The organism is Thiobacillus thiophilus, from assembly GCF_055378705.1.
Genome location: NZ_AP042404.1, coordinates 2,910,733 through 2,935,045, shown reverse-complemented (window position 1 = coordinate 2,935,045; position 24,313 = coordinate 2,910,733). Strand labels below are relative to the sequence as shown.

The window sequence follows — 24,313 nt, the reverse complement described above, 5'->3', positions numbered from 1 at the left end:
GGAAGACCGGCCGGTTAAATCGCGGCCTCGCCCGATTCACCGGTGCGGATGCGCACCACCTGTTCCATGTCGCTGACGAAAATCTTGCCGTCGCCGATCTTGCCGGTACGTGCGGCGGAAATGATCGCCTCCATCGCGCGCTCCAGCAGGCTGTCGGCGATGACCACTTCCAGCTTCACCTTGGGCAGGAAATCCACTACGTATTCGGCGCCGCGATATAGCTCGGTGTGGCCCTTCTGGCGGCCGAAGCCCTTGACCTCGGTGACGGTCAGGCCGGTCACGCCGATTTCGGACAGGGCTTCGCGCACTTCGTCGAGCTTGAACGGTTTGATGATGGCTTCAATTTTTTTCATGGCAGGTTTCCTTCGGGTCGGTATTTCGAGGTGATCGGGTAGCGCCGGTCTTTGCCGAAATTACGTGGCGAGATGCGCGGGCCGGGCGGCGCCTGGCGGCGCTTGTATTCGGCAAGATCGACCATGCGGATAACTCTTTTGACTGTGGCGGCGTCGAATCCCTGCGCGACGATGTGGCGCGCCGACAGGTCGCGTTCGACGTAGGCTTCCAGAATGGCGTCGAGCACGTCGTACGACGGCAGGCTGTCCTGGTCGGTCTGGTCGGGCCGCAGCTCGGCCGACGGCGGGCGGTCGACGATGCGCTGCGGAATCACCGCAGACAGGCTATTGCGGTAGCTCGCCAGCCGGTACACCCGCGTTTTCGCCACGTCCTTCAGCACGCCGAAGCCGCCCGCCATGTCGCCGTAGAGGGTAGAGTAGCCGACCGCTATTTCGCTCTTGTTGCCGGTGGTCAGCACCAGCGTGCCGAACTTGTTGGACAGCGCCATCAAGAGCGTGCCGCGCGTGCGCGCCTGCAGGTTTTCCTCGGTCGTGTCGGCTGCCAGACCGGCAAATTCGCCCGCCAGCTGCGTGACGAAAGCATCGTAGATCGGCCGGATGGCGATTTCGGAATAGCGCACGCCGAGCCGCGCCACCATGTCGCGTGAATCCTCGACGCTGATGGAGGCGGTGTAGTCCGACGGCATCATCACCGCGTGCACCTTGTCCGCGCCCAGCGCGTCGACCGCGATCGCCAGCGTCAATGCCGAGTCGATGCCGCCCGACAGGCCCAGATGCACGCCCTTGAAGCCGTTCTTGCCGAAGTAGTCGCGCACCGCCAGCACCAGGGCATCGTAGACGGTGGCCTCCTCGCCCGGCAAGACATGCTGCGGTCCCGTGCAGGTGTCGCCGGCCAGTTCGAGGTAGAACAGCCCTTCCTGCCAGGCCGGACACTGCGCCACCACCTCGCCGTCGCTATTCAGTGCGAACGAGGCGCCGTCGAACACCAGTTCGTCCTGCCCACCCACCAGATTGGCGTAAACGATCGGCAGGCCGGTTTCGCCCTGGCGCGAGCGCGCCACGGCAAGGCGCTCGCGCGCCTTGTTGAGGTGATAAGGCGAAGCATTCGGTACCAGCAGCCAGTCGGCACCGGCTTCAAGCGCGAGCGTCGCCGGCCCCGGCTCCCAGATGTCGCCGCAGATGTTGAGGCCGAAATAAAGGCCGCCGCAGGCGAACACGCAGGACGCGTCGCCACGGTCGAACACGCGCTGCTCGTCGAACACAGAGTGGTTCGGCAGGTGGTGCTTGCGGTACACCGACTCGATTCGGCCGCCGCGAATCAATGCTGCAGCATTGAACAGGCCGACATCGCTGAGCTCGGGGTAGCCGACGATCAGCGCCAGTCCGGGCGGCGCATCGGTTGCCAGTTGTTCGACTGCCGCAGCGCACGCTGCGATGAAATCGCTTCGCAATACCAGGTCTTCGGCTGGGTAGCCGCAGATCGACATCTCGGGGGTGAGTAGCAGGGCCGCCCCGGCCGCGTATGCCGCGTGGGCTGCGTCCAGCAGCCTGGCCGCGTTGCCGGCGATGTCGCCGACGGTGAGATTGAGTTGAGCGATGCCGAGTTTCATCGGGTGGACGTCAGCGCGCCGCCAGCGCCTGCTGCACCGCCTCGCCGAGCCCGGCCGGGCTTTGCGCGACGACCACGCCGGCGGCCTCGAGCGCGCGGATCTTGGCGTCCGCCGTTCCTGCAGAGCCGGCGATGATGGCGCCGGCGTGCCCCATGCGCTTGCCCTTGGGCGCGGTGCGCCCGGCGATGTAGGCTGCGACGGGTTTTTTCATGTTGGAGCGGATGTACTCGGCCGCTTCTTCCTCGCGGCTGCCGCCGATTTCGCCAACCATGATCACCGCTTCGGTCTGCGGGTCGGCCTCGAACATTTCAAGACAATCGATGAAATCCAGCCCTTTGATCGGGTCGCCGCCGATGCCGACGCAGGTCGACTGCCCCAGCCCGAGCCGGGTGGTCTGGTGCACCGCCTCGTAGGTCAGCGTGCCGGAACGCGAGACGATGCCGATACGGCCCTTCTGGTGGATGACACCGGGCATGATGCCGATCTTGCATTCGCCCGAGGTGATGATGCCCGGGCAGTTGGGGCCGATCAGCCTGGCGCCGTTGGCGCGCAGCGCGGCCTTCACGTTCAGCATGTCCAGCACCGGGATGCCCTCGGTGATGCAGACGATGACCTCGATGCCGGCGTCGGCCGCTTCCAGGATCGAATCCGCGGCGAACGCGGCCGGCACGTAGATCATGGTCGCCTGCGCGCCGGTCTGGCGCACCGCGTCGCGCACGGTGTTGAAAACGGGCAGGTCGAGGTGCGTCTGCCCGCCCTTGCCGGGGGTGACACCGCCGACCATTTTTGTGCCGTAGGCGATCGCCTGTTCGGAATGGAAACTGCCCTGCTTGCCGGTGAAACCCTGGCAGATGACCTTGGTGCTTTTGTTGACGAGGATGCTCATGCTGCTTTCTCCACGGCGAGTTTCGCCGCCTGGGTGAGGCTTTCGGCCGCCAGGATCGCCAGCCCCGATTCGGCCAGCAGCTTGCGTCCCAGCTCGGCGTTGGTGCCTTCCAGCCGCACCACCACCGGCACTTGCACGCCGACTTCCTTCACCGCCTGGATAATGCCTTCGGCGATGACGTCGCAGCGGACGATGCCGCCGAAGATGTTGATCAGCACCGCGCGCACGTTGGGATCGAGCAGGATGATCTTGAAGCCCTGCGCCACGGTTTCCGGGGTGGCGCCACCGCCGACGTCGAGAAAGTTGGCGGGCGTGCCGCCTTCGAGCTGGATCAGGTCCATCGTCGCCATCGCGAGGCCGGCGCCGTTGACCATACAGCCGATGTTGCCGCTAAGTGCGACGTAGTTCACGTTGGCCGCGTTGGCCGCCGCTTCCTTGGCGTCGATCTGGCTGTCGTCGCGCAACTCGGCCAGGCTCTTGCGGCGATACAGCGCGTTGTCGTCGACGCTCATCTTGCAGTCGAGCGGCAGCACCCGGTTGTCGGTCGTCACCACCAGCGGATTGATTTCGAGCAGGTTCAAATCGTTGCCGACGAACACGCGATACAGCTGCGGCAGCAGACGGCAGAAATCCTTATAGGCCTCGCCCGTCAGATCCAGCGCAAAGGCCAGCGCGCGGCACTGAAAATCCTGCACGCCCAGCAGCGGGTTGCAGGTCTCCGTCAGCACCTTTTCCGGGCTGGCGTAGGCGACTTCCTCGATGTCCATGCCGCCGGCAGCGGAAGCCACGATGGCGACGCGTTCGGTCTCGCGATCGACTAGCAAAGAGAGATACAGCTCGCGTGCGATCGGCAGGGTTTCCTCGACCAGCACCTGGTTCACCGGCTGGCCGTCGGGAGCGTTCTGGTTGGTCACCAGGGGTTTGCCAAGCAGCGATTCGGCCATCGCGCGCACGTCCTTGAGCGACTTTACAAGCTTGACGCCACCGGCCTTGCCGCGCCCCCCGGCGTGGATCTGCGCCTTCACCACCCAGGCCTCGCCGCCCAATTCACCGGCCGCTTCTACTGCGGCATCGGCACTCGCTGCTGCGATGCCGCGCGGCGTGTTAATGTTGCCCGAGCGCAGGATTTGCTTGGCCTGATATTCATGCAGATTCATTTTTGATGGAAGCTCGCCAAAACATGCATTTTGAAGCAAAGCCCCCCGCGACGGAAGCCGAAGCCGCAGAAACAGTCGTCCGCGTCGTCACAAGGATTGCGGAGTTGCCGGCCGACGCCTGGAACGCCCTGGCCGGCGATTCGCCCTTCGTGCAGCACGCCTTCCTCGACGCGCTGGAAACCACCGGTTGCGTCGGCACCCCCATCGGCTGGGAGCCGGTGCATCTGGCCCTGTTTCGCAACGACCGCCTCGAAGCTGCGATGCCGCTCTACGTCAAACACCATTCATGGGGCGAGTTCGTGTTCGACTGGTCGTGGGCCGATGCCTACCGCCGTCAAGGCTTGGCCTATTATCCCAAGCTGGTCTGCTGCGTACCCTTTTCGCCGGTGCCCGGCCCGCGCCTGCTGGCAAAAAACGACGCCGACCGCGCCACGCTGATCCAGGCCGCGCTCAAACTCACCCGTGATTTGAACTGCTCGTCATTCCACATCCTGTTCCCCACCAAACCCGACCATGCCGCGCTCAACGCGACCCCGCTCATGCACCGCAGCGGCTTCCAGTTCCACTGGAACAATGCGGGCTACGCACACTTCGACGACTTTCTCGCCGCAATGACGCACGACAAGCGCAAGAAAATCCGTCAGGAGCGGAAGAAGCTGGACAAACTGGGCGTCACGTTCCGCTGGGTGGAAGGCCGCGACAGCACCGATGCCGACTGGGATCATTTCATGCGCTGCTATGCCGACACCTACGCCCGCCACCGCAGCGACCCGCATCTCAACCGCGCTTTTTTCGCCGACCTGCGCACCAACCTGCCGGACAACCTGGTGCTGATCATCGCCGACAGGAACGGCATTCCCATCGCCTGCTCGTTCTGCATCAAGGACAGCCAGCGGCTCTATGGCCGCCATTGGGGCACGCTGGAATATGTGCCGGGGCTACATTTTGAAACCTGCTACCAGCAGGGCATCGAATACGCGATTGCGCACGGCCTGCAGGTTTTTGAAGGCGGCGCTCAGGGCGAACACAAGCTCGCGCGCGGTCTGGTTCCGACCGCCACGCATTCCTGGCACTGGCTGGAAAATGACGAATTCCGCAAGGCGGTCGACCGCTTCCTGGAACGCGAAACCGACGCCATCGGCCACTACATGAACGAGTTCGACGGGCCCTTCCGCCGCGAGCCGCCTGGCTGATATCAGACCAGAACCGCGGTCAGATAGGTCACGTACAGAGCGCCGTTGACGAACAGGTGCCACACGCGCAGGCCACCATTCAGCGCCGCCCAGCGCAGCCAGAATGCCGCGATCAGAGTGATCAGCACCCCCAGCAGCACTTCCTTTTGCGGCGCCCACGGTGTCAATGAAATGCCGATGGCAGGCAACAGCGTGCCCTGGAACACCATCGCGCCGGTGATATTACCGAAGGCCAGGGTGTCCTTGCGCTTGCGGATCCACAGGATCGAATTCACCTTTTCCGGCAGTTCGGTCGCGATCGGAATGATCAATAACGATAGCAACAGCGCGGAAATGCCGATGATGGGTGCGGCGGCTTCCACGCCGTGAATGAAGCCCTTGGCGCCGGTGACCAGCAGCGCCAGGCCCAGCACCAGCTGCACCAGGATGAAAAACAGGTTCTGCGGCGCGCCCAGGCGGCTCAGCAGCATCGGCGAGCCGGCCTCGGTGGCGTGGCCGTCTTGCACCAGACCGGCCGACGCGCGCAGCGTCAGCATCACATACACGAAGTAGATCGTCACCATGGCGAAGGCGATGCTCCCACGCACCCAGCCTTCGCCGTGCGGAATGAACATGGCGACAAACGCCAGCAGGAAGGCCATCAGGAAGAAGTCCAGGTCACGCTTGAGGCCGGACTTCTCCGGCGTGAGGTAGCCCAGCAGACCACGCCGCTTCAGCACCGCCACGCTCATCAGGCACAGTGACAGCGTCGACAGCATCAAAGGCGCGCCGAGAATCGCGCCAACACCGATTTCCTCGTTGACCGCAGCATTGCCGGTGCCGGCAAAGATCGCCAGCAAGGGCACCAGGGTTTCCGGCATGGCGGTGCCGACCGCAGCGAATAGCGAGCCGGTCACGCCTTCCGAAATTTTGAGTTTTTCGCCCAGGTGTTCGAGCGCGTTGACGAAGATTTCCGCCGCCACCAGGATGAGCAGCAGATAACCGAAGAGTTCGAGAAACAGCATGAGCGGCCGCCAGGAGGAAAGCCGCGATTCTAGCAGCCCGGATGCTGCCGCCCTACCCGCTTTTTCACCCCCGGCCGAAGGCGATTTTCACCCCTGATCAGGGCGCCAGGGCGCGTCCGAGAAACATCACCGCAATCGTCAGCAACCCCAGGCTGAGGTTGATGCCGATCAGCATGCGGATTTGCGCCAGCGCTGCGCCGCCGGCTTTCCAGTTCTGTTCGCCGACCGCGCGCTTGAGCTTTTTATAGGGAATGAAAAACACCTGCGCGAAAATCAGCATCATCAGCACGCCGAGCGCCAGCATGGCCATGGCGTAGTGCGGTGCGGCCATGCCGCCGACCAGCGCCAGCATGTGCAGGCCGGTTAGCAGGATCAGCGCCACCGAGGCCCACACCCAGGGGAAGAACTTGCCGAACACGCCGGCCCACAGGGTGAGCCGTTGCGGCGGTTCGAGCACGCTGGCAGCCACCGGACGCAGTGCCATGTAGGCGAAGAACATGCCGCCGACCCAGACGACGACGCCCAACACATGCAGAAATAACGAGACATTCACGGGACTTCCTTTCAAAACAAAACGGATTGATCAAGTACGACAGAGCCTATTTCAGCAGAAATAGGCTCTTAACCGGGGAAAAGCTCCTCCGGTGCTGTGGGCAGGCGCCGTGCGCCTGCAAGGCTGCCAGGTGCGCGGCGGTGCCGTAGCCCATGTGGCGGGCAAAGCCGTAGGCCGGGTAATCATCATGCAACCGGCACATGTACTGATCGCGCGCGGTCTTGGCCAGGATCGAAGCGGCGGCGATCGCGGCCACCTTGTCGTCGCCCTTGACCACCGCCTGCGAGCGCCACGCCCAGTCGGGGCAGCGGTTGCCGTCGACCCAGACGTCGTCCGGCGGTGTCCGCAAACCGGCGACGGCGCGCTGCATCGCCAGCAGGGTCGCCTGCAGGATGTTCAGCCGGTCGATCTCGGCGACGCTGGCCTCGGCCACGCACCAGGCGACCGCGTACAGGCGAATCTCGTCGGCCAGACGCTCGCGTACGGTGGCGGAAAGTTTCTTGGAGTCGCGCAGGCCGGCGATCGGCTGCGCGGGGTTTAGCATGACCGCCGCCGCCATCACCGGCCCCGCCAGCGGACCGCGGCCGGCCTCGTCGACGCCGCACAGCCCAAGCGGCCCCACGTGCAGGACGGCGGGCTGGCGCGATGTCATGCACCCTCCAGATAAGGCTGCACCGCCTCGGCGATACGCGCGCTGGCGTTCTGCCGCAGGCTCACGTGCATCGTGCGAAAGATTTCGATCGCCGCTTCCCGGCGCGGCGCGTCGTCGAGCCAGGCCAGCGCGTCGTTTGCCAGATTCTCCGGCGTGGCGGCTTCCTGCACCCGTTCCGGCACCACGAAATCGCGCGCCAGAATGTTCGGCAGGCCGATCCACGGCAGCAGCGCTTTCTTGCGCATCAGGTAGGCGGTGAGCGCGGGCACGCGGTAGGTGATGACCATGGGTTTCTTGAACAGCGCAGCTTCGAGGGTGGCGGTACCGGAGGCCACCAGCGCGACGTCGCACGCCGCCAGCACAGTGTGCGACCGGCCATCCAGAACCTGCAGCGGAAGATCCAGTCCCTGCGCCGCCTGCCGGACCAGCCGTGCGGCGGCCTCGCTCGCGACGGGCAGCACGAACTGTGCGTCGGGGTGGCGTCGGCGAATGCGCATCGCGGCGTCGAGCATCAGCCGCGCATGCCGCGCCACTTCACTCAGCCGGCTGCCCGGCAGCAGTGCGATTACGGGGCCGGCTGCCAGTCCCAACAGCGTTCGTGCTGCGGCGGTATCAGGTTCCAAAGGGATCACGTCGGCCAGCGGATGGCCGACGTAAGTGACCGGGATGCCGGCGTCGCGGTAGATCTGCTCCTCGAACGGGAACACCACCAGCATGTGCGAGACGGCTTCCTTGATTCGATGAATGCGCTCGGGCCGCCACGCCCAGATCGACGGGCTGACGAAGTGCACGGTGGGGATGCCGGCCTGTTTGAGCCTGGCTTCCAATGTGAAATTGAAATCCGGCGCGTCGATGCCGACGAAGACGCGCGGCCGTTCATGCAGGAAATAGCGGGCGATACGCCAACGGATCCACAGCAATTCGGGCAAATGTCGCAGCACCTCGACGTAACCGTTGACCGCCAGTTTTTCGCTCGGATAGATCGCCTCGACGCCGGCTTCGATCAGCCCGGGGCCGGCAATGCCTGCGGTGCGTAAGTCCGGGCGTCTCTGTTTCAGCGCGGCAATGAAATGCGCGCCCAGAAGATCGCCGGACGCTTCGCCGGCGACCACGCCGAGCTTGGGGACTTCATGAATTCGCACAATGATCGCGCAGGATTTTGGTTGATAGGGACATTTTGAGAAGAAGCGGCGTAGCCGACCCTACGTCCGGCTGAACAAAATCGTTCATATCAGCCAAAAGACAAGCGAGGGCGTGTGAATTCACGATGTCGCCAAGCTGCCATCACCGGATGATGCCGCGCTCGGAGCGCGCGAGAAAATCGAGTAGCTGCCGGACTTCAGAGTGGTTCGCCGCCTCGGTCGCGAGCTTGGCCTGGGCCTCGGTGAGCGTGTTGCCTTCGCGATAGAGAATCCTGTAGGCGCGCTTCAGCGCGGCCAGTGCCTCGGCTGAAAACCCGCGCCGCTTGAGGCCTTCGCTGTTCAGACCATGCGGCGCGGCGGGCTGACCGGACGCCATGATGAAGGGCGGAATGTCCTTGAATACCACGCTGGAGATGCCGGTCATCACGTGGGCGCCAACCTTGCAGAACTGGTGCACGCCGGTGAAGCCGCCGAGGATCACCCAGTCGCCGACTTCGGCGTGCCCCGCCAGTGAGGCATTGTTGGCGAAGATGGTGCGGTCGCCCACCACGCAGTCGTGCGCGATGTGGACGTAGGCCATGATCCAGTTGTGGCTGCCGATCGTCGTCACGCCACGGTCCTGCACGGTGCCGGTGTTGAAGGTGCAGAACTCGCGAATCACGTTGTGGTCGCCGATTTCAAGCCGCGTCGGCTCGCCGGCGTATTTCTTGTCCTGCGGCACCTCGCCGAGCGAGACGAAATGGAAGATCTGGTTGTGCGCACCGATTTGAGTATGGCCGGTAATCACGGCATGGGCGCCGACCGTGGTGCCGGCGCCGATCTCGACGTGCTCGCCGATGATCGTATAAGGGCCGATCTCGACGTCGTCCGCAAGCCGGGCGCCCGCAGCGACCAGCGCGGTGGGGTGAATCATCATCGACATGTCAGGGCTTGTCGCGCAGGGTGGCCATCAGTTCGGCTTCGGCCACCAGGACGCCGTCCACTTCGGCGCGCCCGGTGTATTTCCAGATGCCGCGCATCTCGCGCACGATTCCGACCTTGAGCACCAGCTGGTCGCCCGGCTTGACCGGCTTCTTGAAGCGCGCGGCGTCGATGCCGGCGAAGTAGACGATGCCGATATCTTCCGGCGCGATGTTCCTGGTCTTGAAGGACAGGATCGCCGCCGCCTGGGCCATCGCTTCCAGGATCAACACGCCCGGCATCACCGGCGCGCCGGGGAAGTGGCCGGGGAAAAACGGTTCGTTGATGGTGACGTTCTTGATCGCGGTGATGGTTTTGCCAAGCTCCATCTCGATGACCCGGTCGATCAGCAGGAAGGGGTAGCGATGCGGCAGGTACTGCATGACCTGCTCGATTTCCATGATCATGATTTGCTTTCCAGTTCATTGAGGCGTTTTTCGAGCTGCTTGACGCGGTTCACCAGCTTGTCGAGGTTGCGCATGTGGACGGCGTTCTTCTGCCAGACCTCGTGTTCGGTGAACGGCGGCGCCGAGGTGTAGGTGCCTGCCTTCGGCAGCGACTTGGTGATCAGGGTGTTGGTCGAGATGCGGGTGCCGTCGGCGATCTCGATGTGGCCGAAAATCATCGCCGCGCCGCCGATCATGCAGTGGCGGCCGATCTTCGCGCTGCCCGCGATGCCGGTGCAGGCTGCGATCACGGTATGCGCGCCAATCGTCACGTTATGTGCGACCTGGACCAGGTTGTCGAGCTTGACGCCTTCCTCGATCACCGTGTCTTCCAGTGCGCCGCGGTCGATGGTGGTGCAGGCACCGACCTCGACATCGTCGCCGATCAGTACACGGCCGATCTGCGGGATTTTTTCCCAGCGGCCTTCGCTCGGCGCAAAGCCGAAGCCGTCGGAGCCGATGACGCATGCCGAATGCAGGATGGCGCGGTCGCCCACTTCGCAGCGGTGATAGACGGTGACATTGGCGTGCAGCAGGCAATCGGTGCCGACGCGGGCATGGTCGCCGACCACGCAGTTGGGCCCGACCACGGTGCGGGCGCCGATCGCCGCGCCGCTGCCGATCACGACGCCGGCTGCGATGCTGGCGTCGGCAGCGATCTCCGCGTCCGGCGCGACCGTCGCCGCGGGATGCACCCCCGCAGGCGGACGCGGCGGAGGATTCAGCAGGGCCGAGACGCGCGCGAAATAGAGGTAGGGATTGGGCGTGAGAATGCGCGGCAGGCCGGTGGCGTCACGCGCATCCGCCGGCAGAATGACCGCACCCGCGCGGGTGCTCGTCAGTTGGGAGAGATACTTTTCCTGCGAGACGAAGCCGATTTCGTCAGGCGTGGCGCGATCCAGCGGCGCAACCTGACTCACCGTCTGTGCGCCATCGCCCACGAGTTCCCCGCCAAAACGGGCGACCAGCGCTGCCAGCGTTACAGCCATAGGATGGGTTTACTTTCCGCGAAAGGTTTATTTCCATGTCGGCGTCGTTTTCCGCGCCGGCTTGTTTTATTTCCCGCCCAGCGCCTTCATCACGCGGTCGGTGATGTCGTTTTTGGGGTCGACATAGACCGCCTGCTCGATGACCAGATCGAATTTCTCGGCGCGCGCGATCTCCTGAATCGCCCTGCGCGCACGCTCCTGGATCTGTCCCAGTTCTTCGTTACGCCGCAGGTTGAGGTCTTCGCGGAACTCGCGCCCCTGGCGCTGCAGATCGCGGTTGAGGTTGCCGAGGTCGCGCTCCTTCGCCTTGCGCTCGCTGTCCGACATGGTCACGCCATCCTTGTCGAGTTGCAGCTGCAGATCGCGCGCCTGCTTGGCGAGTTTCTGCAATTCCTGATCGCGCGTGGCGAATTCGCGCTCCAGTTTTTTCTGTGCGGCGACCGACAGCGGAGCTTCGCGCAACAGCTTTTCAGTGTTGACGAAACCGATCTTGGTGTCGGCCAGGGCGGGAACGGCCGCAAAGGCGGACGCCAGAATCAGGGAAACGACAAACGGCTTGAATTTCATCATTAAATACTCCGGTAACGGCTAACCCTTAGAACACATTGCCAAAGGTGAATTGGAACACTTCGGTCTCGTCGCCATCCTTCTCGACCAGCGGCTGCGCCAGGCTGAATTTGAGCGGGCCAAGCGGCGAGACCCACAAAATGGCTACCCCTGCCGAATAACGCAAGTCTTTGAACGAAAAAGTCTCATACAAGCCATTGTATGGATTCGAGGGGTTGCCGTCAGACGTGCCCCAAACGGCACCCGTATCGATGAAGGCCGACATGCGTAGCGACTGGTCATCCTTGAGTCCAGGCAAGGGGAAGAAGAGTTCCGCATTGCCGACCAGCCGCGTGTCGCCGCCGAGCGCGTCGCCGTAGACATCCTTCGGTCCCAGCGTGCCGTTTCCAAAGCCACGCACCGAACTGGTGCCGCCCGCATAGAAGTTCTTGAAGAATGGCAAGGGCTTGCCCGACAGGCCACCGCCGATCCCCGCCTCACCGTTTAGCATGAGAGTGAAGCTCTTGCTCAGCGGGAAGAACTGCTGATGCTGGAAGGACAGTTTGTAGTATTCCAGGCTGCCGAGCGGGGTGCCGACTTCCGCCGCTATCCGCTGGAATAAGCCCCTGGTCGGGAACAGGAAGCTGTTGCGGGTATCGCGCGCCCAGGAAACATCCAGGCGAAAGGTGTCATTGTCCTCGCCGAATTCACGGACAAATCGTTCCTGTATGCTTTCATTCGATGTATCGAGGTCGTCGATAACCTTAAGCGAGGTCTGCTCGTAGGCCATACCGAAAGAGATGGTATCGCGCTCGTTGATCGGCAGGCCGAGGCGCACCCCGGCACCGTAGGTCTTAGTAGTGTAATCGCTGATGTCGTCGTTATCGTCGTCCGCATCGACGTCGCGCCGGTACAGATCGTAGCCCAGGCTGATGCCGTCGATGGTGTAGTAGGGGTTGGTGTACGACAGCGAATACACGGTATTGACGCTGCCCGAGTTGACCTGCGCCGTCATCCGGTTGCCGGTGCCGAAGATGTTGGCCTGCGACACCGAACCCGACAGCACCAGGCCGTCCGACGACGAGAAACCCGCACCCAGCATGATGTTGCCGGTCGACTTTTCGGTCACGCTGACGTTGACGTCGACCTGGTCGGTGGTGCCGGCCACGCTCGGCGTTTCGATGTTGACTTCGTTGAAATAGCCCAGGCGGTTGAGGCGGTCGCGTGAGCGGTTGATCTTTTCGGCGTCGTAATAGGCGCCTTCCATCTGCCGGATTTCGCGGCGCACCACTTCATCGCGGGTCTTGGTGTTGCCCGCGACGTTGACCCGGTTCACGTAGACGCGGCGGCCGGGATCGATGAACAGGGTGAAGGCAACCGTCAGCTTCTCCTTGTCGAGCTCGGGCACCGCGTTGACGTTGGCAAACGCATACCCGTCATTGCCGAGGCGGTCGCCGATTTTCTTGGTGGTCTCGGTCAGGCGGTCGCGCACGAACACCTCGCCCGGCTTGACGGTGACGAGCTTCCACAGTTCGGCCTCGGGCACCAGCATCTGTCCCGCCAGCTTGACGTCGGATACCGTGTATTGCGGGCCCTCGGTGACGTTGACGGTGATGTAGATACCCTGCTTGTCGGGCGAAATCGACACCTGGGTGGAGTCGACATTGAACTCAAGGTAGCCGCGGTTGAGGTAGAACGAGCGCAGCGCCTCGATATCGCCGGCCAGCCGCGTTTTGGAATACTGGTCGCTCTTGGTATACCAGGTCATCCAGCCCGGGGTGGTGGAGCCGAACTCTTTCAGCAATTCCTTTTCCTTGAAGTCCCGATTGCCGACGATGTTGATCTGCTGGATTCTGGCGCTGTCGCCCTCCACCACGTCGAACTGCACGGCGACCCGGTTGCGCTCCAGCGGCGTCAACGTGGACTTGATTTCCACCGCATACTTGCCGCGGTTGAAGTACTGCCGCTGCAGTTCCTGTTCGGCCTTGTCGAGCATGGCGCGGTCAAGCACGCGGCCTTCGGCCAGGCCGGTCTGCTTGAGGCCGGCCTTCAGGTCATCCGCGGAAAACACCTTGATGCCTTTAAGGGTGATGGTGGCGATCGAAGGGCGCTCTTCAACGGTGACGATCACTACGCCGTCGCGCGCCTCCAGCTGCACATCCTTGAAAAATCCGGTGGCGTAGAGCGCCTTGATTGCCGCCGCGGTTTTCTCGTCGGTCATCACCTCGCCGACCTTGACCGGCAGGTAGCTGAACACCGTTCCCGCCTCGGTGCGCTGGATGCCTTCGACCCGGATGTCCTTGACGACGAAGGGCTCCGCGGCGAACACGGGTTGTACGGCAAACACAGCTGCAAGGGCAAGCGTCAAACGGCTCGGGGTCATGGTTGTTATCATCCGCCTATCAGGCGTTGCAAATCGTTGAACAGGGCAAACGACATCAGCAGCAGCAGCAGAATCAAGCCGACCCGGCTACCGATCTCCATGGTGCGTTCGGATACCGGACGACCGGTGAAAACTTCGGCCACATAATACATGAGGTGCCCGCCATCCAGCAGCGGGATGGGTAGCAGATTGAGCACGCCCAGGCTCACGCTCACCAGCGCCAGAAAGCCGACAAAACTGACCCAGCCGAGGGCGGCGCTCTGCCCCGCGTAGTCGGCGATGGTCAGCGGGCCGGACAGGTTTTTCCACGACACCTGGCCCATCGCCATGCGCCCCATCATCTCCAGCGTGAACAGGCTCATGTCCCAGGTCTTGACGGCGCCGTGCCACAGCGCATCGATCGGACCATAGCGCACTTCGGTCATCAGCGCGGCCAGCGTCGATTCATCGATCTTGGGGCCGGCGCCGATCTTGCCGACGCGCTCGCCGGCTTCGTCCACCGCGTCGGGAACGACGGTCAGCTCACCCCGCTGCCCTTGCCGCTCGTATTCGATGCGCAATGGCTTGGCCGGGTGCCGGCGAACCGATTGCACCAGGTCCTGCCAGTTCGCCATCGACGTGCCGTTGGCGGCGATCACCCGGTCGCCTGCCCGCAAACCTGCACGCGCGGCGGCACCGTCCGGCAATACCTTGTCGATGACCGGCTCGATCTCCGGATCGTAGCGCACGATGCCCAGCGGGCGCAGGATGTCCTGTTCCAGGTTCTCGGTCTGCATCGGCGCGGCATCGAGCCGCACGCTGCGGCCGTTCGCCAGCTCCAGTACAAGCGCGTCACCCGCCACGCCCGCGCGCAGCAGATTCAGCCGTAAATCCTGGAACGACTGCGTCTCGTTGCCGTTGACGCGGCGAATCTCGTCGCCTGCCGCCAGGCCGGCCTGCGCCGCCGGGGTGCCGGCGGGCGGCTCGCCGATCATCGGCTTCATCGCCGGCAGTCCATGCAGGAACAGCGCCCAGTAAAACACGATGGCGAGCAGGAAGTTGGCAATCGGCCCTGCCGAGACGATGCCGAAGCGCCGCCACACGGTGGCGCGGTTGAAGCTGCGGTGTGCCTCTGCGGCCGGCACTTCGCCCTCGCGCTCGTCGAGCATCTTGACGTAACCGCCGAACGGCAGCGCGGACAGCACCCACTCGGTCCGGTCGCGGCCGAAGCGGCGGCTGAGCAGGGGCTTGCCGAAACCGACCGAGAAGCGCAGCACCTTGACGCCGGCCAGCCGCGCCGCGAGATAATGGCCGAATTCGTGCACCACCACCAGAATACCAATGGCGACGAGAAACCAGAGAATAGTGCTCAGCACGCTCATACCAGAACCCGATCAAGGTAAATTTCGGCCACACTACGTGCCTGGCGGTCGGCTTCGAGCAGGGCCTCCAGCGTATCGGCCGCCCCGCCCGCCAGCGTGTCGAGCGTGTAGGCAATACTGGCGGCAATGGCGCTGAACGGCACCGCGCCGTCCAGAAAGCGCGCGACCGCCACTTCGTTGGCCGCGTTCAGCACCGCCGCCGCGCTGCCGCCCGCGACGAGCGCGTCGAACGCCAGCTGCAGGCACGGGAAGCGCGCGGTGTCGGGCGTCTCGAAGGTGAGCTGCCGGCCGATCAGCTCGAGCACGGAGACGCCCGCATCGATGCGCTCGGGAAAACCCAGCGCGTAGGCGATCGGCGTGCGCATGTCGGGCGTGCCCATCTGCGCGATCACCGAGCCGTCGGTGTATTCGACCATCGAATGCACGATGCTCTGCGGATGCACCACCACCTTGATCTGCTCGGGGCGCGCGTTGAACAGCCAGCGCGCCTCGATCACTTCAAGCCCCTTGTTCATCAGGCTCGCCGAATCGACCGAGATCTTTTTGCCCATCACCCAGTTGGGGTGCGCCACCGCCTGCGCCGGCGTCGCCGCGGCGATGGCCTCGGCCGACAGGGTGCGGAACGGACCACCGGACGCGGTGAGCCACAGCGCCTTCACCCCGGCCTGCTGGAAGTCGCCGCTGAAGTCGCGTGGCAATGCCTGGAAGATGGCGTTGTGCTCGGAATCGATCGGCAGCAGCTCGGCGCCGCTGGCGGCGATGGCGTCCATGAACAGCTGGCCGGACACCACCAGGGTTTCCTTGTTGGCAAGCAGGATGCGCTTGCCCGCCTGCGCGGCCGCCAGCGTGGCCGGTAGCCCGGCAGCGCCGACGATCGCCGCCATCAGGGTGTCGACCTCGGGCGCGGTCGCCACCTCGATCAGGGCGGCGGCGCCTTCGAGCACCGTCACCGGAAGTTTTTCTTCGGCAATCCGCGCGCGCAGAACGGCGGCCGTGGCCGGCTCGCTCATCACCGCAAAACGCGGACGATGGGTGCGGCACTGCTCGAGCATGCGCTCGACTTGCGTCGCCCCGGTCAGCGCGAAAACTTCGAAACGGTCAGGGTGGCGCGCCACCACATCGAGCGTGTTGACGCCGATGGTGCCGGTGGCGCCGAGGATGGTGAGGACGCGCGGCTTCATGCCGCTGGCAGTCATGCGGAGCGCTCCAGCCACATCAACAGGCCGGTGGCGATCGGCAGGGTGGACGTCAGGGCGTCGATGCGGTCGAGCACCCCGCCATGGCCGGGCAGCATGCTGCCGCTGTCCTTCATGCCGGAGAGACGCTTGATCCAGGATTCGAACAGATCGCCCAGCACCGACAGATACAGCAGGCCCGACACCATGATCAGCAGCGACAGCAGCGGCATTCCGACCACCGCGCTCAGGACCGCCGCATACAGCACGACGGCAACGAATGCGCCCGCGACGCCTTCCCAGGTCTTGCCGGGGCTGATGACGGGTGCGAGCTTGTGGCGACCGAAGAGGCGCCCCGCAAAATAAGCGGCGGTGTCGGCAATCCAGACGATCGCCATCACGCCCAGCAGCACCCCGGGGCCGCGCGCATGCAGATACAGCAATGCCGCCCAGGTCGGCAGCAGCACCGCCACGCCGACCACGGCCCGCACGAAGGGATGCGCCGCACGCCAGCGGCCCAGCAGCCACAACGGTGCGACCAGCAACCAGAATACGACGGCCAGCAGGATCAGCGCGGTCTGATAGCCCGGCCAGTCCGCGGCCAGCAGCCAGGGCAAGGCCAGCGCACACAGCGTCAGCAGCCCCGCATAGGCGCGCGCGGACAGCGGCGGGAAACGACTCAGGTGCGCCCATTCGTAGGCGGCCATGCCGATCAGCCCGGCCATCAGGATCGCCCACAGCCACGCAGGCGCCCACAGCACGGCCGGCACGAACACGGCCAGCAACAGTGCGGCGGTAAGCACCCGTCTGAAAAGAGGTGTCATGAATGCAGTCCCCGGCAGGCCGTCACGACACGGGCCGAACCTGTTCGCTGGTGCGGCCAAAGCGGCGTTCGCGGCTGCGGTAGGAGGCGATCGCCAGATCCAGCGCCGCCGCGTCGAAGTCGGGCCACAGCGCATCGGTGAAATACAGCTCGGTGTAGGCCAGCTGCCACAGCAGAAAATTGCTGACGCGCTGCTCGCCGCCGGTGCGTATGAACAGGTCCGGCTCGGGCGCTTCGGCCATGCTGAGCTGCTGCACCAGCGCGGTTTCATCCACATCTTCCGCTGCCGCCCCCGCCGCAATCAGCTTTTTCACCGCCTGCACGATGTCCCAGCGTCCGCCGTAATTGGCGGCCACGGTGAAGGTCAGGCGGGTGTTGTCGCGGGTCAGCGCCTCGGCGTCACGGATCAGGGCCTGGATGCGCGCAGAAAATCCCGACAGGTCGCCGATGACGCGAAAGCGGATGTCGTTTTCATGCAGCCGCGCGACTTCATTCTCCAGCGCGCGCATGAACAGCTCCATCAGCAGGGTGACCTCTTCCTGCGGACGCCGCCAGTTTTCCGAACTGAAGGCAAAAACCGTGAGATGCGACACGCCGCGCTCGGCGCAGGCGCGGATCACCCCGCGCAGTGCCTCGACACCCTTGCGGTGTCCGGCCACGCGCGGCATCAGCCGCCGCTTCGCCCAGCGGCCATTGCCATCCATGATGATGGCGATGTGCCGCGGCACATCGACGGTTCGCTTCGCCAGGATGGACACACCGGGCATGCTCAGACCGCGAGCAAATCTTTCTCTTTGTCGGCCAGCATCTTGTCGATTTCGCCGATGTACTTGTCGGTCAGCTTCTGTACCTCGTCCTGGGTGCGGCGCTCCTCGTCCTCGGTCGCGGTCTTGGCCTTGACCATGTCCTTGAGCGTGCCGTTGGCATCGCGGCGGATATTGCGCACCGCGACGCGCGTGCCTTCGGCTTCGTTGCGCACCACCTTGATCAGGTCGCGGCGGCGCTCTTCGGTCAGCGAGGGCATCGGCACACGGATGATATCGCCGTGCGTCGCCGGATTCAGGCCCAGATCGCCATCACGAATTGCTTTCTCGATCTTGCCGACCATGTTCTTTTCGTACGGCTGCACACCCAGGGTACGCGAATCGACCAGCGACACGCTGGCCACTTGCGACACTGGCGTCGGGCTGCCGTAGTAGTCGACCATGACGTGATCGAGAATACCGGTGTGGGCGCGCCCTGTGCGCACCTTGGCCAGATCGTTTTTCAACGCTTCCAGCGTCTTGCCCATTTTCTGTTCGGCGGACTGCTTGATCTCGGTAATGGTGGTTTCAGCCATTTCAACTCCTCAACATAAGCTTACGCGCGTGCCTTCATCTTCGCCCATCACCACGCGCCGCAGCGCGCCGGGCTTGAAGACATTGAACACGACCAGGTTCAGATTCTGTTCGCGGCACAGGGCAAAGGCGGCGGTATCCAGCACCGCCAGATTGTTGGCGATCGCCTCGTCGAAACTCAGCGTTTCGTAGCGCCGGGCATTCGCATCCTTCTTCGGGTCGGCGGTGTAGACGCCGTCGACCTTGGTCGCCTTCAGCAGCAGGTCGGCGCCGATCTCGGCCGCACGCAGGGCTGCTGCGGTATCCGTGGTGAAGAACGGATTGCCCGTGCCGCCGCCAAAGATCACCACCCGCCCCGCTTCCAGATGCCGCACCGCCGCGTCACGCTCGAAGTCCTCGCCGACGTGCGCGATATGGACCGCAGTTTGCACCCGCGCATCGACACCCGCCTGCTGCAGGGCATCCCTGAAAGCCAGCGCATTCATCACCGTGGCCAGCATGCCCATTGAATCCGCACTGGCGCGGTTCATCCCGGACAGAGCGCCGGTGGCGCCGCGAAACAGGTTGCCGCCGCCGACCACGATGCCGACCTGTACGCCCAGCGCCATCACCTCGCGGATCTGGCCGACAAATCCGGCCATGGTGTCGGCGTGATAGCCGAAGCTATCCGGCCCCATCAGGGCTTCGCCGGAAAGCTTCAGCAGGATGCGTCGAACCGGCACCATTCCCGCTCAGACCTGGGCAGCCGCCGCGACTTCGGCGGCGAAGTCCGACACTTTCTTCTCGATGCCTTCGCCCACCACGTACACCACGAAACCGTGACACTGCGAGTTCTTCGACTTCAGCACCTGCTCGACACTCTGCTTGTCGTCCTTGACGAAGGGCTGCGACAGCAGGGTGACTTCCTTGAGGTATTTCTGCACGGTGCCATCGGCAATCTTTTCCAGCATGGCTTCCGGCTTGCCGGCTTCCTTGGCCTTCTCGATCGCGACGCGGCGCTCCGTGTCGATCAGTGCCTGCGGCACGCCCGACGCGTCCAGCGACTTCGGTTTGGCCGCAGCAATATGCATGGCAATGTCGCGTGCGAGCGCTTCGTCGCCACTCACATCGACCAGCACACCGATCTTGCCGCCGTGGATGTAGCTGGCGAACTTGCCCTGACCGTCCAGGCGCACGAAGCGGCGCACCGACATGTTCTCACCGATTTTTCCGACCAGTTCGGTGCGGACGGCTTCCACCGTGGCGCCCTTGTAAGGCAGCGCGGACAGCGCGGCGACATCGGCCGGGTTCTGGTTCAGTACCATCTCGGCCAGCGCGTTGGAAAGTGCCAGGAAATCGTCGTTCTTCGCTACGAAGTCGGTCTCGCTGTTGACTTCCACCATGGCGGCCGACTTGCCGTCGGCGCTGATCGCGATAGTCACGACGCCTTCGGCCGCCACGCGGCTGGCGCTCTTGGCAGCCCTGTTGCCGAAGCGCACGCGCAGGATTTCTTCCGCCTTCTGCATGTCGCCGCCGGCTTCCGACAGCGCTTTCTTGCAATCCATCATCGGCGCATCGGTTTTTTCGCGCAGTTCCTTGACCATGCCTGCAGTAATTTCTGCCATTTCGTACTCCCATCCAGTTTCTATATGAAAAGAGGGGCCAACGCCCCTCCTCAAAATGCGTTCGCCGGGAACATACCCCGGCGATGTTGCGGTGCGTCGCGCTTATTCGGCAGCAGGCGCGTCTTCTTCCATCTCTTCTTCCATCTCGATGAACTCTTCGCCGCCGACGATCTCGCTGACGACCTGAGCGCGGCCTTCCAGGGCTGCATCGGCCATGCCGCGGGCATACAGGCGAATCGCGCGCGCCGAGTCGTCGTTGCCGGGGATGATGTAATCCACGCCTTCCGGGCTGTTGTTGGTGTCGACCACGCCGATCACCGGGATGCCCAGCTTCTTGGCCTCGACCACGGCGCCCTTCTGGTAGCCGACGTCGATGATGAACAGTGCGTCAGGCACGCCGCCCATTTCGCGGATGCCGCCCAGGCTACGGTTCAGCTTGTCGGCTTCGCGCTGCATGGTGAGGGTTTCTTTTTTCGATAAACGGCCCGGTTCGGCCAGTGCGGCTTCCAGCTCATTCAGCCGCTTGATCGACAGCTTGACCGTCTTGAAGTTGGTCAGCATGCCGCCCAGCCAGCGGTTGTCGACATAAGGCATGCCGGCGCGCTGGGCCTCTTCGCGCACGATGTCGCGCGCGGCACGCTTGGTGCCGACAAACAGCACCTTGCCCTTGTTGGCGGACAGCTGACGCACGAATTTTTGCGCCACCTGGAACATCGGCAGCGTTTTTTCCAGGTTGACGATATGTATCTTGTTGCGATTCCCGAAAATGAACGGGGCCATCTTGGGGTTCCAGAAGCGGGTCTGGTGACCGAAGTGGACACCGGCTTCCAGCATTTGACGCATGGTGACAGACATGAAAATCTCCTAAAGGGTTGAGCCTCCACCCGTCAGCAGCTGCGCGTTTGTTTGGGCCTGAACGCGCCGCCACCCTTTAATGACAGGTGTGCGAATTTGTCCGAACGATTTCGGACAGCCCGTGATTCTAATTCGATAAGGCTCCCATTTCAAGGAGAAACATCCTTTAACGCGTCTGTCCCGCCTGCTGCAACGGAAGTTCCAGCCAGGCCGCCAGGCCGCCGCCGGTGCGCGCCTGCAACGTCACCTGCCAGCCCTGCGCCGCTGCCAGCTGGCGCACGATGGCCAGCCCCAGCCCGAAACCGCCGGTGCTGGCGCTGCGCGATGCTTCCAGCCGATAAAACGGGCGGAACACCGCTTCCAGCTCGGTCGGCGGAATCCCGGGGCCGCGGTCGAGCACACCGATGCGGCAGACGCCGTCGGTCCCCCCTGCACGCAGCGTGACCGGCTGGTCGCCGCCATAGCGCAGCGCGTTTTCCAGCAGGTTGGCGAGAATGCGGCGCAGCGCGTCGGTGGGTGCCTCGAGCGTGATATCGGGCGTCTCGATCTGCACTCTGCCGGACGCACCGGGGGTGGCACGCACCAGGTCGGCCAGCAGGTCGGCCAGTGCCACCGGCTGGCTCGCCTCGTGACCGAAGCCGCGCGCCAGCGTCAGCACGTCGCCGATCAGGCGGTCCATCGCCTCGATGTCGCCCTCCACCTGCGCCGCCAGCTCCGGTCCGGGCCTGCGCACCAGCATTTCCACCGCCAGCCGCAGCCGCGCCAGCGGCGTGCGCAGGTCGTGCGAGACGCCGGCCAGCAAAACGGTGCGGGCGGCCAGCAGGTCTTCCACCTGTTTCGCCATCTCGTTGAAACGGCGGCTCAAGGCGGCGATTTCGCGCGGGCCGGTTTCGGGCAGACGCTCCGGGGTCTGCCCGCGCCCCAGCGAGGTCGCCGCCTGCTGCAGGCGCTGCAGCGGACGCGTGGTGCGGCGCGCCAGCCACCAGGCCGCAAACAGGGCCAGCAGCACGCCGCCCGCCAGCGAGACCAGCAGGGCATGGATCGGGCGCGAGCCGATGCGGCTGTGCGGCAAGCCCACCGAAAGACGGCCCCCGCCGGCTGGAAGCGATACCCAGAGCCATTCCTTGTCGCCGACCCGCTCGCGGGAGCTGACCACCGGCTCTCCCAGGCGCGCGCTCAAGGCCTCCACCAGGATTTTCAGGTAGGGCTCGCGCCAGGCGGGGACTTCCGCTCCCTCGGGCGGCTCGGCCCGCAACGCCAGGTCATGCGCGCGCGACAGCTCAATCTCGAAAGCGGGGCGAGTGACCGGCGGCAGTTCGCTCCAGGTCTGCGCCGACAGGGTCATTAGTCCGGCCAGGTCGGCCGCCGAGCGGCGCGCCATCGGCAACATGAGGAAATAGGCGGCGGCCGCGGCCGTCACCAGTTCAAACGCGATAAGGAACGCCACCAGCAGCAGGGCGTTCTGCTGCGTCAGACTGAGCCGCGACGACAGCTTCACGCCTCGCTGCCGCGCGGGTTGAACAGATAGCCCTCGCCGCGCACGGTGCGGATGTACACCGGCTCACCTGGATTGGCCTCGATCTTGCGGCGCAGGCGGGTGACGCGGGTGTCGACGCTACGATCGAACGGATCGCGCTCGTAGCCTTTCAGCATGTCGATCAGCGTGTCGCGCGACAGCACCCGCAATGGATGCTCGACCAGGATGCGCAGCAGGGCGGATTCGGCAGTCGACAGCTTGATCTCGACGCCGTCCCGGGTCAGCCGATGGCTGGCGATGTCGAGCCGATAAGGCCCGAATGCGGCGCTCGCGGCGGGCGCGACCGCCGGCACCCGCGCCTGGCTGCGCCGCAGCAGCGCTCGCAGGCGCGCCAGCAGTTCGCGTGGACTGAAGGGTTTGGCGAGGTAATCGTCGGCGCCCATTTCCAGCCCAACCACGCGGTCGATTTCCTCGCCGCGCGCCGACAGCATGAGGATGGGCACGTTCGACCGGTCACGCAGGCGCCGCGCCAGCGACAGGCCGTCCTCGCCGGGCAGCATCAGGTCGAGCACGATGGCGTCGGGCATACCATGCGCCAGCAGCTGCCACATGGCCGCGCCATCGCCTGCCGTTTCCACGGCAAAGCCGCTGTCGCCCAGATAGACTTTCAGCAGGCTTCGCATGCCGGGATCGTCGTCAACCACCAGAATGCGGGCGCGCGCGGTACCTGTCCGCGACACTGCGGCTTGCGATGGATCGGGTGGACAGGATTGCATCATGCGATAAACAAAAGGCTCCAGGAGGCGCACCGGTTTCGCCGGACGGATGCGGGGCCGTGCTCGACGGGCTATGTCACGGTGGATTATCCTACCCGACCTGGAATGCTTCACGTCGACTCGACACACATTGACACACACCGACACTCGCTGCCACCCGACAGACATGCCGCGGTCACCCTGCGCGCCGAAAATTCCTTCCACGCCGTCAATGGTGACGGCGCACATCCAGCCTCGAACCCGACCATGATGCGACCGACCCTGATCCTGCTGCCGTGCCTGCTGTCCCTGGCGTCCCCCGCCATGGCCGCTGACGGACAGGAAAAGGCGCCTGCCGCGCATGCACGCCCCCTCAACCTGTCGCTGCCGCGGGACATGCCGTCGCATGCCCCCGCGCACGACGAAATGTCCGACGAAACGGTGTTGCGCAACCTGCAAGCGCCGGCCCAGACCGGGAATGGACCGAATGCCGGTTCCTCCCCGTCCAGCCTGCCATACGGTGCGGGTTACGAACATCGCCATCGGGACACGCAAGGTTCGGGCGCGAGCAGTGGCGCGGCAGCGGGCGCGTCTCGTGGCGCGGGACGTCGAGGCCGGTGATTTTACAGGCAGCATTCATTACCCAGGAGCGCAATATGAAATCCTTGAAAGTTCTTTCCCTCGTTTTACTTGCAACCAGCCTCGCCAGCGGCGCGGTCTACGCCAGGGGTGGCGGTGGCGGTGGCGGTGGCGGTGGCGGTGGCATGGGCGGCGGCAATGCATCCAGTGCCGACCATAGCCAAGGCACCCAGGAACGCACCCAGAAACGCGACGGCTCGCAGAGCGGCGACGCTCAATACCAGGAGAATCGTTACGAGAACCGTAACGAGAACCGTGAGCAAACGAGCGACGCGAACACTCTGCCTTCACTGTAGAAATCCGTACCGGAACGGAAACGGGGGACGCCAGCAGGCGTCCCTTTTTTATCCCTGTTCCGCACAGGTTTTTGGGCATGCACCGGTCAAGCTAGAATGCGGCTTTGATTCCTGCTC

Annotated in this window: 26 protein-coding genes; 3 read left to right on the top strand and 23 right to left on the bottom strand. The window is 64.3% G+C overall.

Features of this window, described 5'->3' with window-relative positions:
• Nucleotides 1–14 precede the first annotated feature (14 nt).
• The 4 genes from ACZ41T_RS14715 to sucC are packed head-to-tail and all read right to left on the bottom strand — an operon-like array spanning nucleotide 15 to nucleotide 4,006.
• A complete protein-coding gene (locus tag ACZ41T_RS14715; protein ID WP_464922112.1) occupies nucleotides 15–353 on the bottom strand; it encodes a P-II family nitrogen regulator in 339 nt (112 codons plus the stop codon).
• Nucleotides 350–1,963 (bottom strand): NAD+ synthase, encoded by a 1,614-nt coding sequence (locus ACZ41T_RS14710; RefSeq protein ID WP_464922111.1) that lies wholly within the window; start codon nucleotides 1,961–1,963, stop codon nucleotides 350–352. Before ACZ41T_RS14710 ends, ACZ41T_RS14715 begins: the two co-directional genes overlap by 4 nt.
• Nucleotides 1,964–1,973: 10 nt before the next feature.
• Entirely contained in the window at nucleotides 1,974–2,849 is an 876-nt protein-coding gene (gene sucD, locus ACZ41T_RS14705) for a succinate--CoA ligase subunit alpha (protein ID WP_464922110.1), read from the bottom strand.
• Entirely contained in the window at nucleotides 2,846–4,006 is a 1,161-nt protein-coding gene (gene sucC / locus ACZ41T_RS14700) for an ADP-forming succinate--CoA ligase subunit beta (RefSeq protein WP_464922109.1), read from the bottom strand. Before sucC ends, sucD begins: the two co-directional genes overlap by 4 nt.
• A gap of 5 nt (nucleotides 4,007–4,011) precedes the next feature.
• Here sucC and ACZ41T_RS14695 point away from each other — a divergent pair, with 5 nt between their 5' ends.
• Nucleotides 4,012–5,199, top strand: a complete 1,188-nt coding sequence (locus tag ACZ41T_RS14695) for a GNAT family N-acetyltransferase (RefSeq protein ID WP_464922108.1) — start codon at nucleotides 4,012–4,014, stop codon at nucleotides 5,197–5,199.
• 2 nt (nucleotides 5,200–5,201) lie between these two features.
• Here ACZ41T_RS14695 and ACZ41T_RS14690 read toward each other — a convergent pair whose 3' ends face one another.
• The 19 genes from ACZ41T_RS14690 to ACZ41T_RS14600 form a co-directional block, all read right to left on the bottom strand.
• Nucleotides 5,202–6,203 (bottom strand): sodium:calcium antiporter, encoded by a 1,002-nt coding sequence (locus ACZ41T_RS14690; RefSeq protein WP_464922107.1) that lies wholly within the window; start codon nucleotides 6,201–6,203, stop codon nucleotides 5,202–5,204.
• A 97-nt stretch (nucleotides 6,204–6,300) separates the two neighbouring features.
• Nucleotides 6,301–6,756 carry a CopD family protein gene (locus tag ACZ41T_RS14685; RefSeq protein ID WP_464922106.1) on the bottom strand — a complete coding sequence of 152 codons (456 nt, stop codon included), beginning with the start codon at nucleotides 6,754–6,756 and terminating at the stop codon, nucleotides 6,301–6,303.
• Nucleotides 6,757–6,802: 46 nt separating this feature from the next.
• A complete protein-coding gene (rnhB, locus tag ACZ41T_RS14680) occupies nucleotides 6,803–7,408 on the bottom strand; it encodes a ribonuclease HII (RefSeq protein WP_464922105.1) in 606 nt (201 codons plus the stop codon).
• The gene (gene lpxB / locus ACZ41T_RS14675) at nucleotides 7,405–8,520 is read right to left on the bottom strand and encodes a lipid-A-disaccharide synthase (RefSeq protein ID WP_464923992.1); all 1,116 of its coding nucleotides are present in this window, start codon (nucleotides 8,518–8,520) and stop codon (nucleotides 7,405–7,407) included. The genes rnhB and lpxB overlap by 4 nt, the downstream gene beginning before the upstream one ends.
• Nucleotides 8,521–8,692: 172 nt before the next feature.
• Nucleotides 8,693–9,466: an acyl-ACP--UDP-N-acetylglucosamine O-acyltransferase gene (gene lpxA, locus ACZ41T_RS14670; protein WP_464923991.1), complete on the bottom strand. Its 774-nt coding sequence runs from the start codon at nucleotides 9,464–9,466 to the stop codon at nucleotides 8,693–8,695.
• Between the two features lie 7 nt (nucleotides 9,467–9,473).
• The gene (gene fabZ / locus ACZ41T_RS14665; protein ID WP_464922104.1) at nucleotides 9,474–9,917 is read right to left on the bottom strand and encodes a 3-hydroxyacyl-ACP dehydratase FabZ; all 444 of its coding nucleotides are present in this window, start codon (nucleotides 9,915–9,917) and stop codon (nucleotides 9,474–9,476) included.
• Nucleotides 9,914–10,945: a UDP-3-O-(3-hydroxymyristoyl)glucosamine N-acyltransferase gene (lpxD, locus tag ACZ41T_RS14660; protein WP_464922103.1), complete on the bottom strand. Its 1,032-nt coding sequence runs from the start codon at nucleotides 10,943–10,945 to the stop codon at nucleotides 9,914–9,916. Before lpxD ends, fabZ begins: the two co-directional genes overlap by 4 nt.
• Nucleotides 10,946–11,011: 66 nt before the next feature.
• Nucleotides 11,012–11,515, bottom strand: a complete 504-nt coding sequence (locus ACZ41T_RS14655; protein ID WP_464922102.1) for an OmpH/Skp family outer membrane protein — start codon at nucleotides 11,513–11,515, stop codon at nucleotides 11,012–11,014.
• Nucleotides 11,516–11,540: 25 nt separating this feature from the next.
• Nucleotides 11,541–13,874 carry an outer membrane protein assembly factor BamA gene (bamA, locus tag ACZ41T_RS14650; RefSeq protein ID WP_464922101.1) on the bottom strand — a complete coding sequence of 778 codons (2,334 nt, stop codon included), beginning with the start codon at nucleotides 13,872–13,874 and terminating at the stop codon, nucleotides 11,541–11,543.
• A gap of 8 nt (nucleotides 13,875–13,882) precedes the next feature.
• The gene (gene rseP / locus ACZ41T_RS14645) at nucleotides 13,883–15,235 is read right to left on the bottom strand and encodes an RIP metalloprotease RseP (protein WP_464922100.1); all 1,353 of its coding nucleotides are present in this window, start codon (nucleotides 15,233–15,235) and stop codon (nucleotides 13,883–13,885) included.
• Nucleotides 15,232–16,431, bottom strand: a complete 1,200-nt coding sequence (gene ispC / locus ACZ41T_RS14640) for a 1-deoxy-D-xylulose-5-phosphate reductoisomerase (RefSeq protein ID WP_464922099.1) — start codon at nucleotides 16,429–16,431, stop codon at nucleotides 15,232–15,234. Before ispC ends, rseP begins: the two co-directional genes overlap by 4 nt.
• Nucleotides 16,428–17,234: a phosphatidate cytidylyltransferase gene (locus tag ACZ41T_RS14635; protein WP_464922098.1), complete on the bottom strand. Its 807-nt coding sequence runs from the start codon at nucleotides 17,232–17,234 to the stop codon at nucleotides 16,428–16,430. The genes ispC and ACZ41T_RS14635 overlap by 4 nt, the downstream gene beginning before the upstream one ends.
• 22 nt (nucleotides 17,235–17,256) lie before the next feature.
• Nucleotides 17,257–18,000, bottom strand: a complete 744-nt coding sequence (gene uppS / locus ACZ41T_RS14630) for a polyprenyl diphosphate synthase (RefSeq protein ID WP_464922097.1) — start codon at nucleotides 17,998–18,000, stop codon at nucleotides 17,257–17,259.
• 2 nt (nucleotides 18,001–18,002) lie between these two features.
• Entirely contained in the window at nucleotides 18,003–18,572 is a 570-nt protein-coding gene (gene frr / locus ACZ41T_RS14625; protein ID WP_464922096.1) for a ribosome recycling factor, read from the bottom strand.
• A 9-nt stretch (nucleotides 18,573–18,581) separates the two neighbouring features.
• The gene (pyrH, locus tag ACZ41T_RS14620; RefSeq protein ID WP_464922095.1) at nucleotides 18,582–19,295 is read right to left on the bottom strand and encodes a UMP kinase; all 714 of its coding nucleotides are present in this window, start codon (nucleotides 19,293–19,295) and stop codon (nucleotides 18,582–18,584) included.
• A 6-nt stretch (nucleotides 19,296–19,301) separates the two neighbouring features.
• Entirely contained in the window at nucleotides 19,302–20,174 is an 873-nt protein-coding gene (gene tsf, locus ACZ41T_RS14615) for a translation elongation factor Ts (RefSeq protein WP_464922094.1), read from the bottom strand.
• A 102-nt stretch (nucleotides 20,175–20,276) separates the two neighbouring features.
• Nucleotides 20,277–21,029, bottom strand: a complete 753-nt coding sequence (rpsB, locus tag ACZ41T_RS14610; RefSeq protein ID WP_464922093.1) for a 30S ribosomal protein S2 — start codon at nucleotides 21,027–21,029, stop codon at nucleotides 20,277–20,279.
• A gap of 166 nt (nucleotides 21,030–21,195) precedes the next feature.
• Nucleotides 21,196–22,527 (bottom strand): ATP-binding protein, encoded by a 1,332-nt coding sequence (locus ACZ41T_RS14605; RefSeq protein WP_464922092.1) that lies wholly within the window; start codon nucleotides 22,525–22,527, stop codon nucleotides 21,196–21,198.
• Nucleotides 22,524–23,285 (bottom strand): response regulator, encoded by a 762-nt coding sequence (locus tag ACZ41T_RS14600; RefSeq protein WP_464922091.1) that lies wholly within the window; start codon nucleotides 23,283–23,285, stop codon nucleotides 22,524–22,526. Before ACZ41T_RS14600 ends, ACZ41T_RS14605 begins: the two co-directional genes overlap by 4 nt.
• 243 nt (nucleotides 23,286–23,528) lie before the next feature.
• On the opposite strand from ACZ41T_RS14600, the gene ACZ41T_RS14595 reads away from it, so the two are divergent.
• Nucleotides 23,529–23,882 (top strand): hypothetical protein, encoded by a 354-nt coding sequence (locus ACZ41T_RS14595; protein WP_464922090.1) that lies wholly within the window; start codon nucleotides 23,529–23,531, stop codon nucleotides 23,880–23,882.
• A 35-nt stretch (nucleotides 23,883–23,917) separates the two neighbouring features.
• Nucleotides 23,918–24,196 (top strand): hypothetical protein, encoded by a 279-nt coding sequence (locus ACZ41T_RS14590; RefSeq protein ID WP_464922089.1) that lies wholly within the window; start codon nucleotides 23,918–23,920, stop codon nucleotides 24,194–24,196.
• Nucleotides 24,197–24,313 lie beyond the last annotated feature (117 nt).

Coding starts and splice junctions, on each gene's coding strand:
- ACZ41T_RS14595 (WP_464922090.1), top strand. CDS start 23,529: ATGATGCGACCGACCCTGATCCTGCTGCCGTGCCTGCTGTCCCTGGCG.
- ACZ41T_RS14635 (WP_464922098.1), bottom strand. CDS start 17,234: ATGACACCTCTTTTCAGACGGGTGCTTACCGCCGCACTGTTGCTGGCC.
- ACZ41T_RS14600 (WP_464922091.1), bottom strand. CDS start 23,285: ATGATGCAATCCTGTCCACCCGATCCATCGCAAGCCGCAGTGTCGCGG.
- rnhB (WP_464922105.1), bottom strand. CDS start 7,408: ATGACATCGCGCCAGCCCGCCGTCCTGCACGTGGGGCCGCTTGGGCTG.
- ACZ41T_RS14710 (WP_464922111.1), bottom strand. CDS start 1,963: ATGAAACTCGGCATCGCTCAACTCAATCTCACCGTCGGCGACATCGCC.
- ispC (WP_464922099.1), bottom strand. CDS start 16,431: ATGACTGCCAGCGGCATGAAGCCGCGCGTCCTCACCATCCTCGGCGCC.
- tsf (WP_464922094.1), bottom strand. CDS start 20,174: ATGGCAGAAATTACTGCAGGCATGGTCAAGGAACTGCGCGAAAAAACC.
- sucD (WP_464922110.1), bottom strand. CDS start 2,849: ATGAGCATCCTCGTCAACAAAAGCACCAAGGTCATCTGCCAGGGTTTC.
- pyrH (WP_464922095.1), bottom strand. CDS start 19,295: ATGGTGCCGGTTCGACGCATCCTGCTGAAGCTTTCCGGCGAAGCCCTG.
- sucC (WP_464922109.1), bottom strand. CDS start 4,006: ATGAATCTGCATGAATATCAGGCCAAGCAAATCCTGCGCTCGGGCAAC.
- frr (WP_464922096.1), bottom strand. CDS start 18,572: ATGGCTGAAACCACCATTACCGAGATCAAGCAGTCCGCCGAACAGAAA.
- rseP (WP_464922100.1), bottom strand. CDS start 15,235: ATGAGCGTGCTGAGCACTATTCTCTGGTTTCTCGTCGCCATTGGTATT.
- lpxA (WP_464923991.1), bottom strand. CDS start 9,466: ATGATGATTCACCCCACCGCGCTGGTCGCTGCGGGCGCCCGGCTTGCG.
- ACZ41T_RS14590 (WP_464922089.1), top strand. CDS start 23,918: ATGAAATCCTTGAAAGTTCTTTCCCTCGTTTTACTTGCAACCAGCCTC.
- ACZ41T_RS14655 (WP_464922102.1), bottom strand. CDS start 11,515: ATGATGAAATTCAAGCCGTTTGTCGTTTCCCTGATTCTGGCGTCCGCC.
- rpsB (WP_464922093.1), bottom strand. CDS start 21,029: ATGTCTGTCACCATGCGTCAAATGCTGGAAGCCGGTGTCCACTTCGGT.
- fabZ (WP_464922104.1), bottom strand. CDS start 9,917: ATGATCATGGAAATCGAGCAGGTCATGCAGTACCTGCCGCATCGCTAC.
- ACZ41T_RS14715 (WP_464922112.1), bottom strand. CDS start 353: ATGAAAAAAATTGAAGCCATCATCAAACCGTTCAAGCTCGACGAAGTG.
- ACZ41T_RS14690 (WP_464922107.1), bottom strand. CDS start 6,203: ATGCTGTTTCTCGAACTCTTCGGTTATCTGCTGCTCATCCTGGTGGCG.
- bamA (WP_464922101.1), bottom strand. CDS start 13,874: ATGACCCCGAGCCGTTTGACGCTTGCCCTTGCAGCTGTGTTTGCCGTA.
- uppS (WP_464922097.1), bottom strand. CDS start 18,000: ATGCCCGGTGTGTCCATCCTGGCGAAGCGAACCGTCGATGTGCCGCGG.
- lpxD (WP_464922103.1), bottom strand. CDS start 10,945: ATGGCTGTAACGCTGGCAGCGCTGGTCGCCCGTTTTGGCGGGGAACTC.
- ACZ41T_RS14695 (WP_464922108.1), top strand. CDS start 4,012: ATGGAAGCTCGCCAAAACATGCATTTTGAAGCAAAGCCCCCCGCGACG.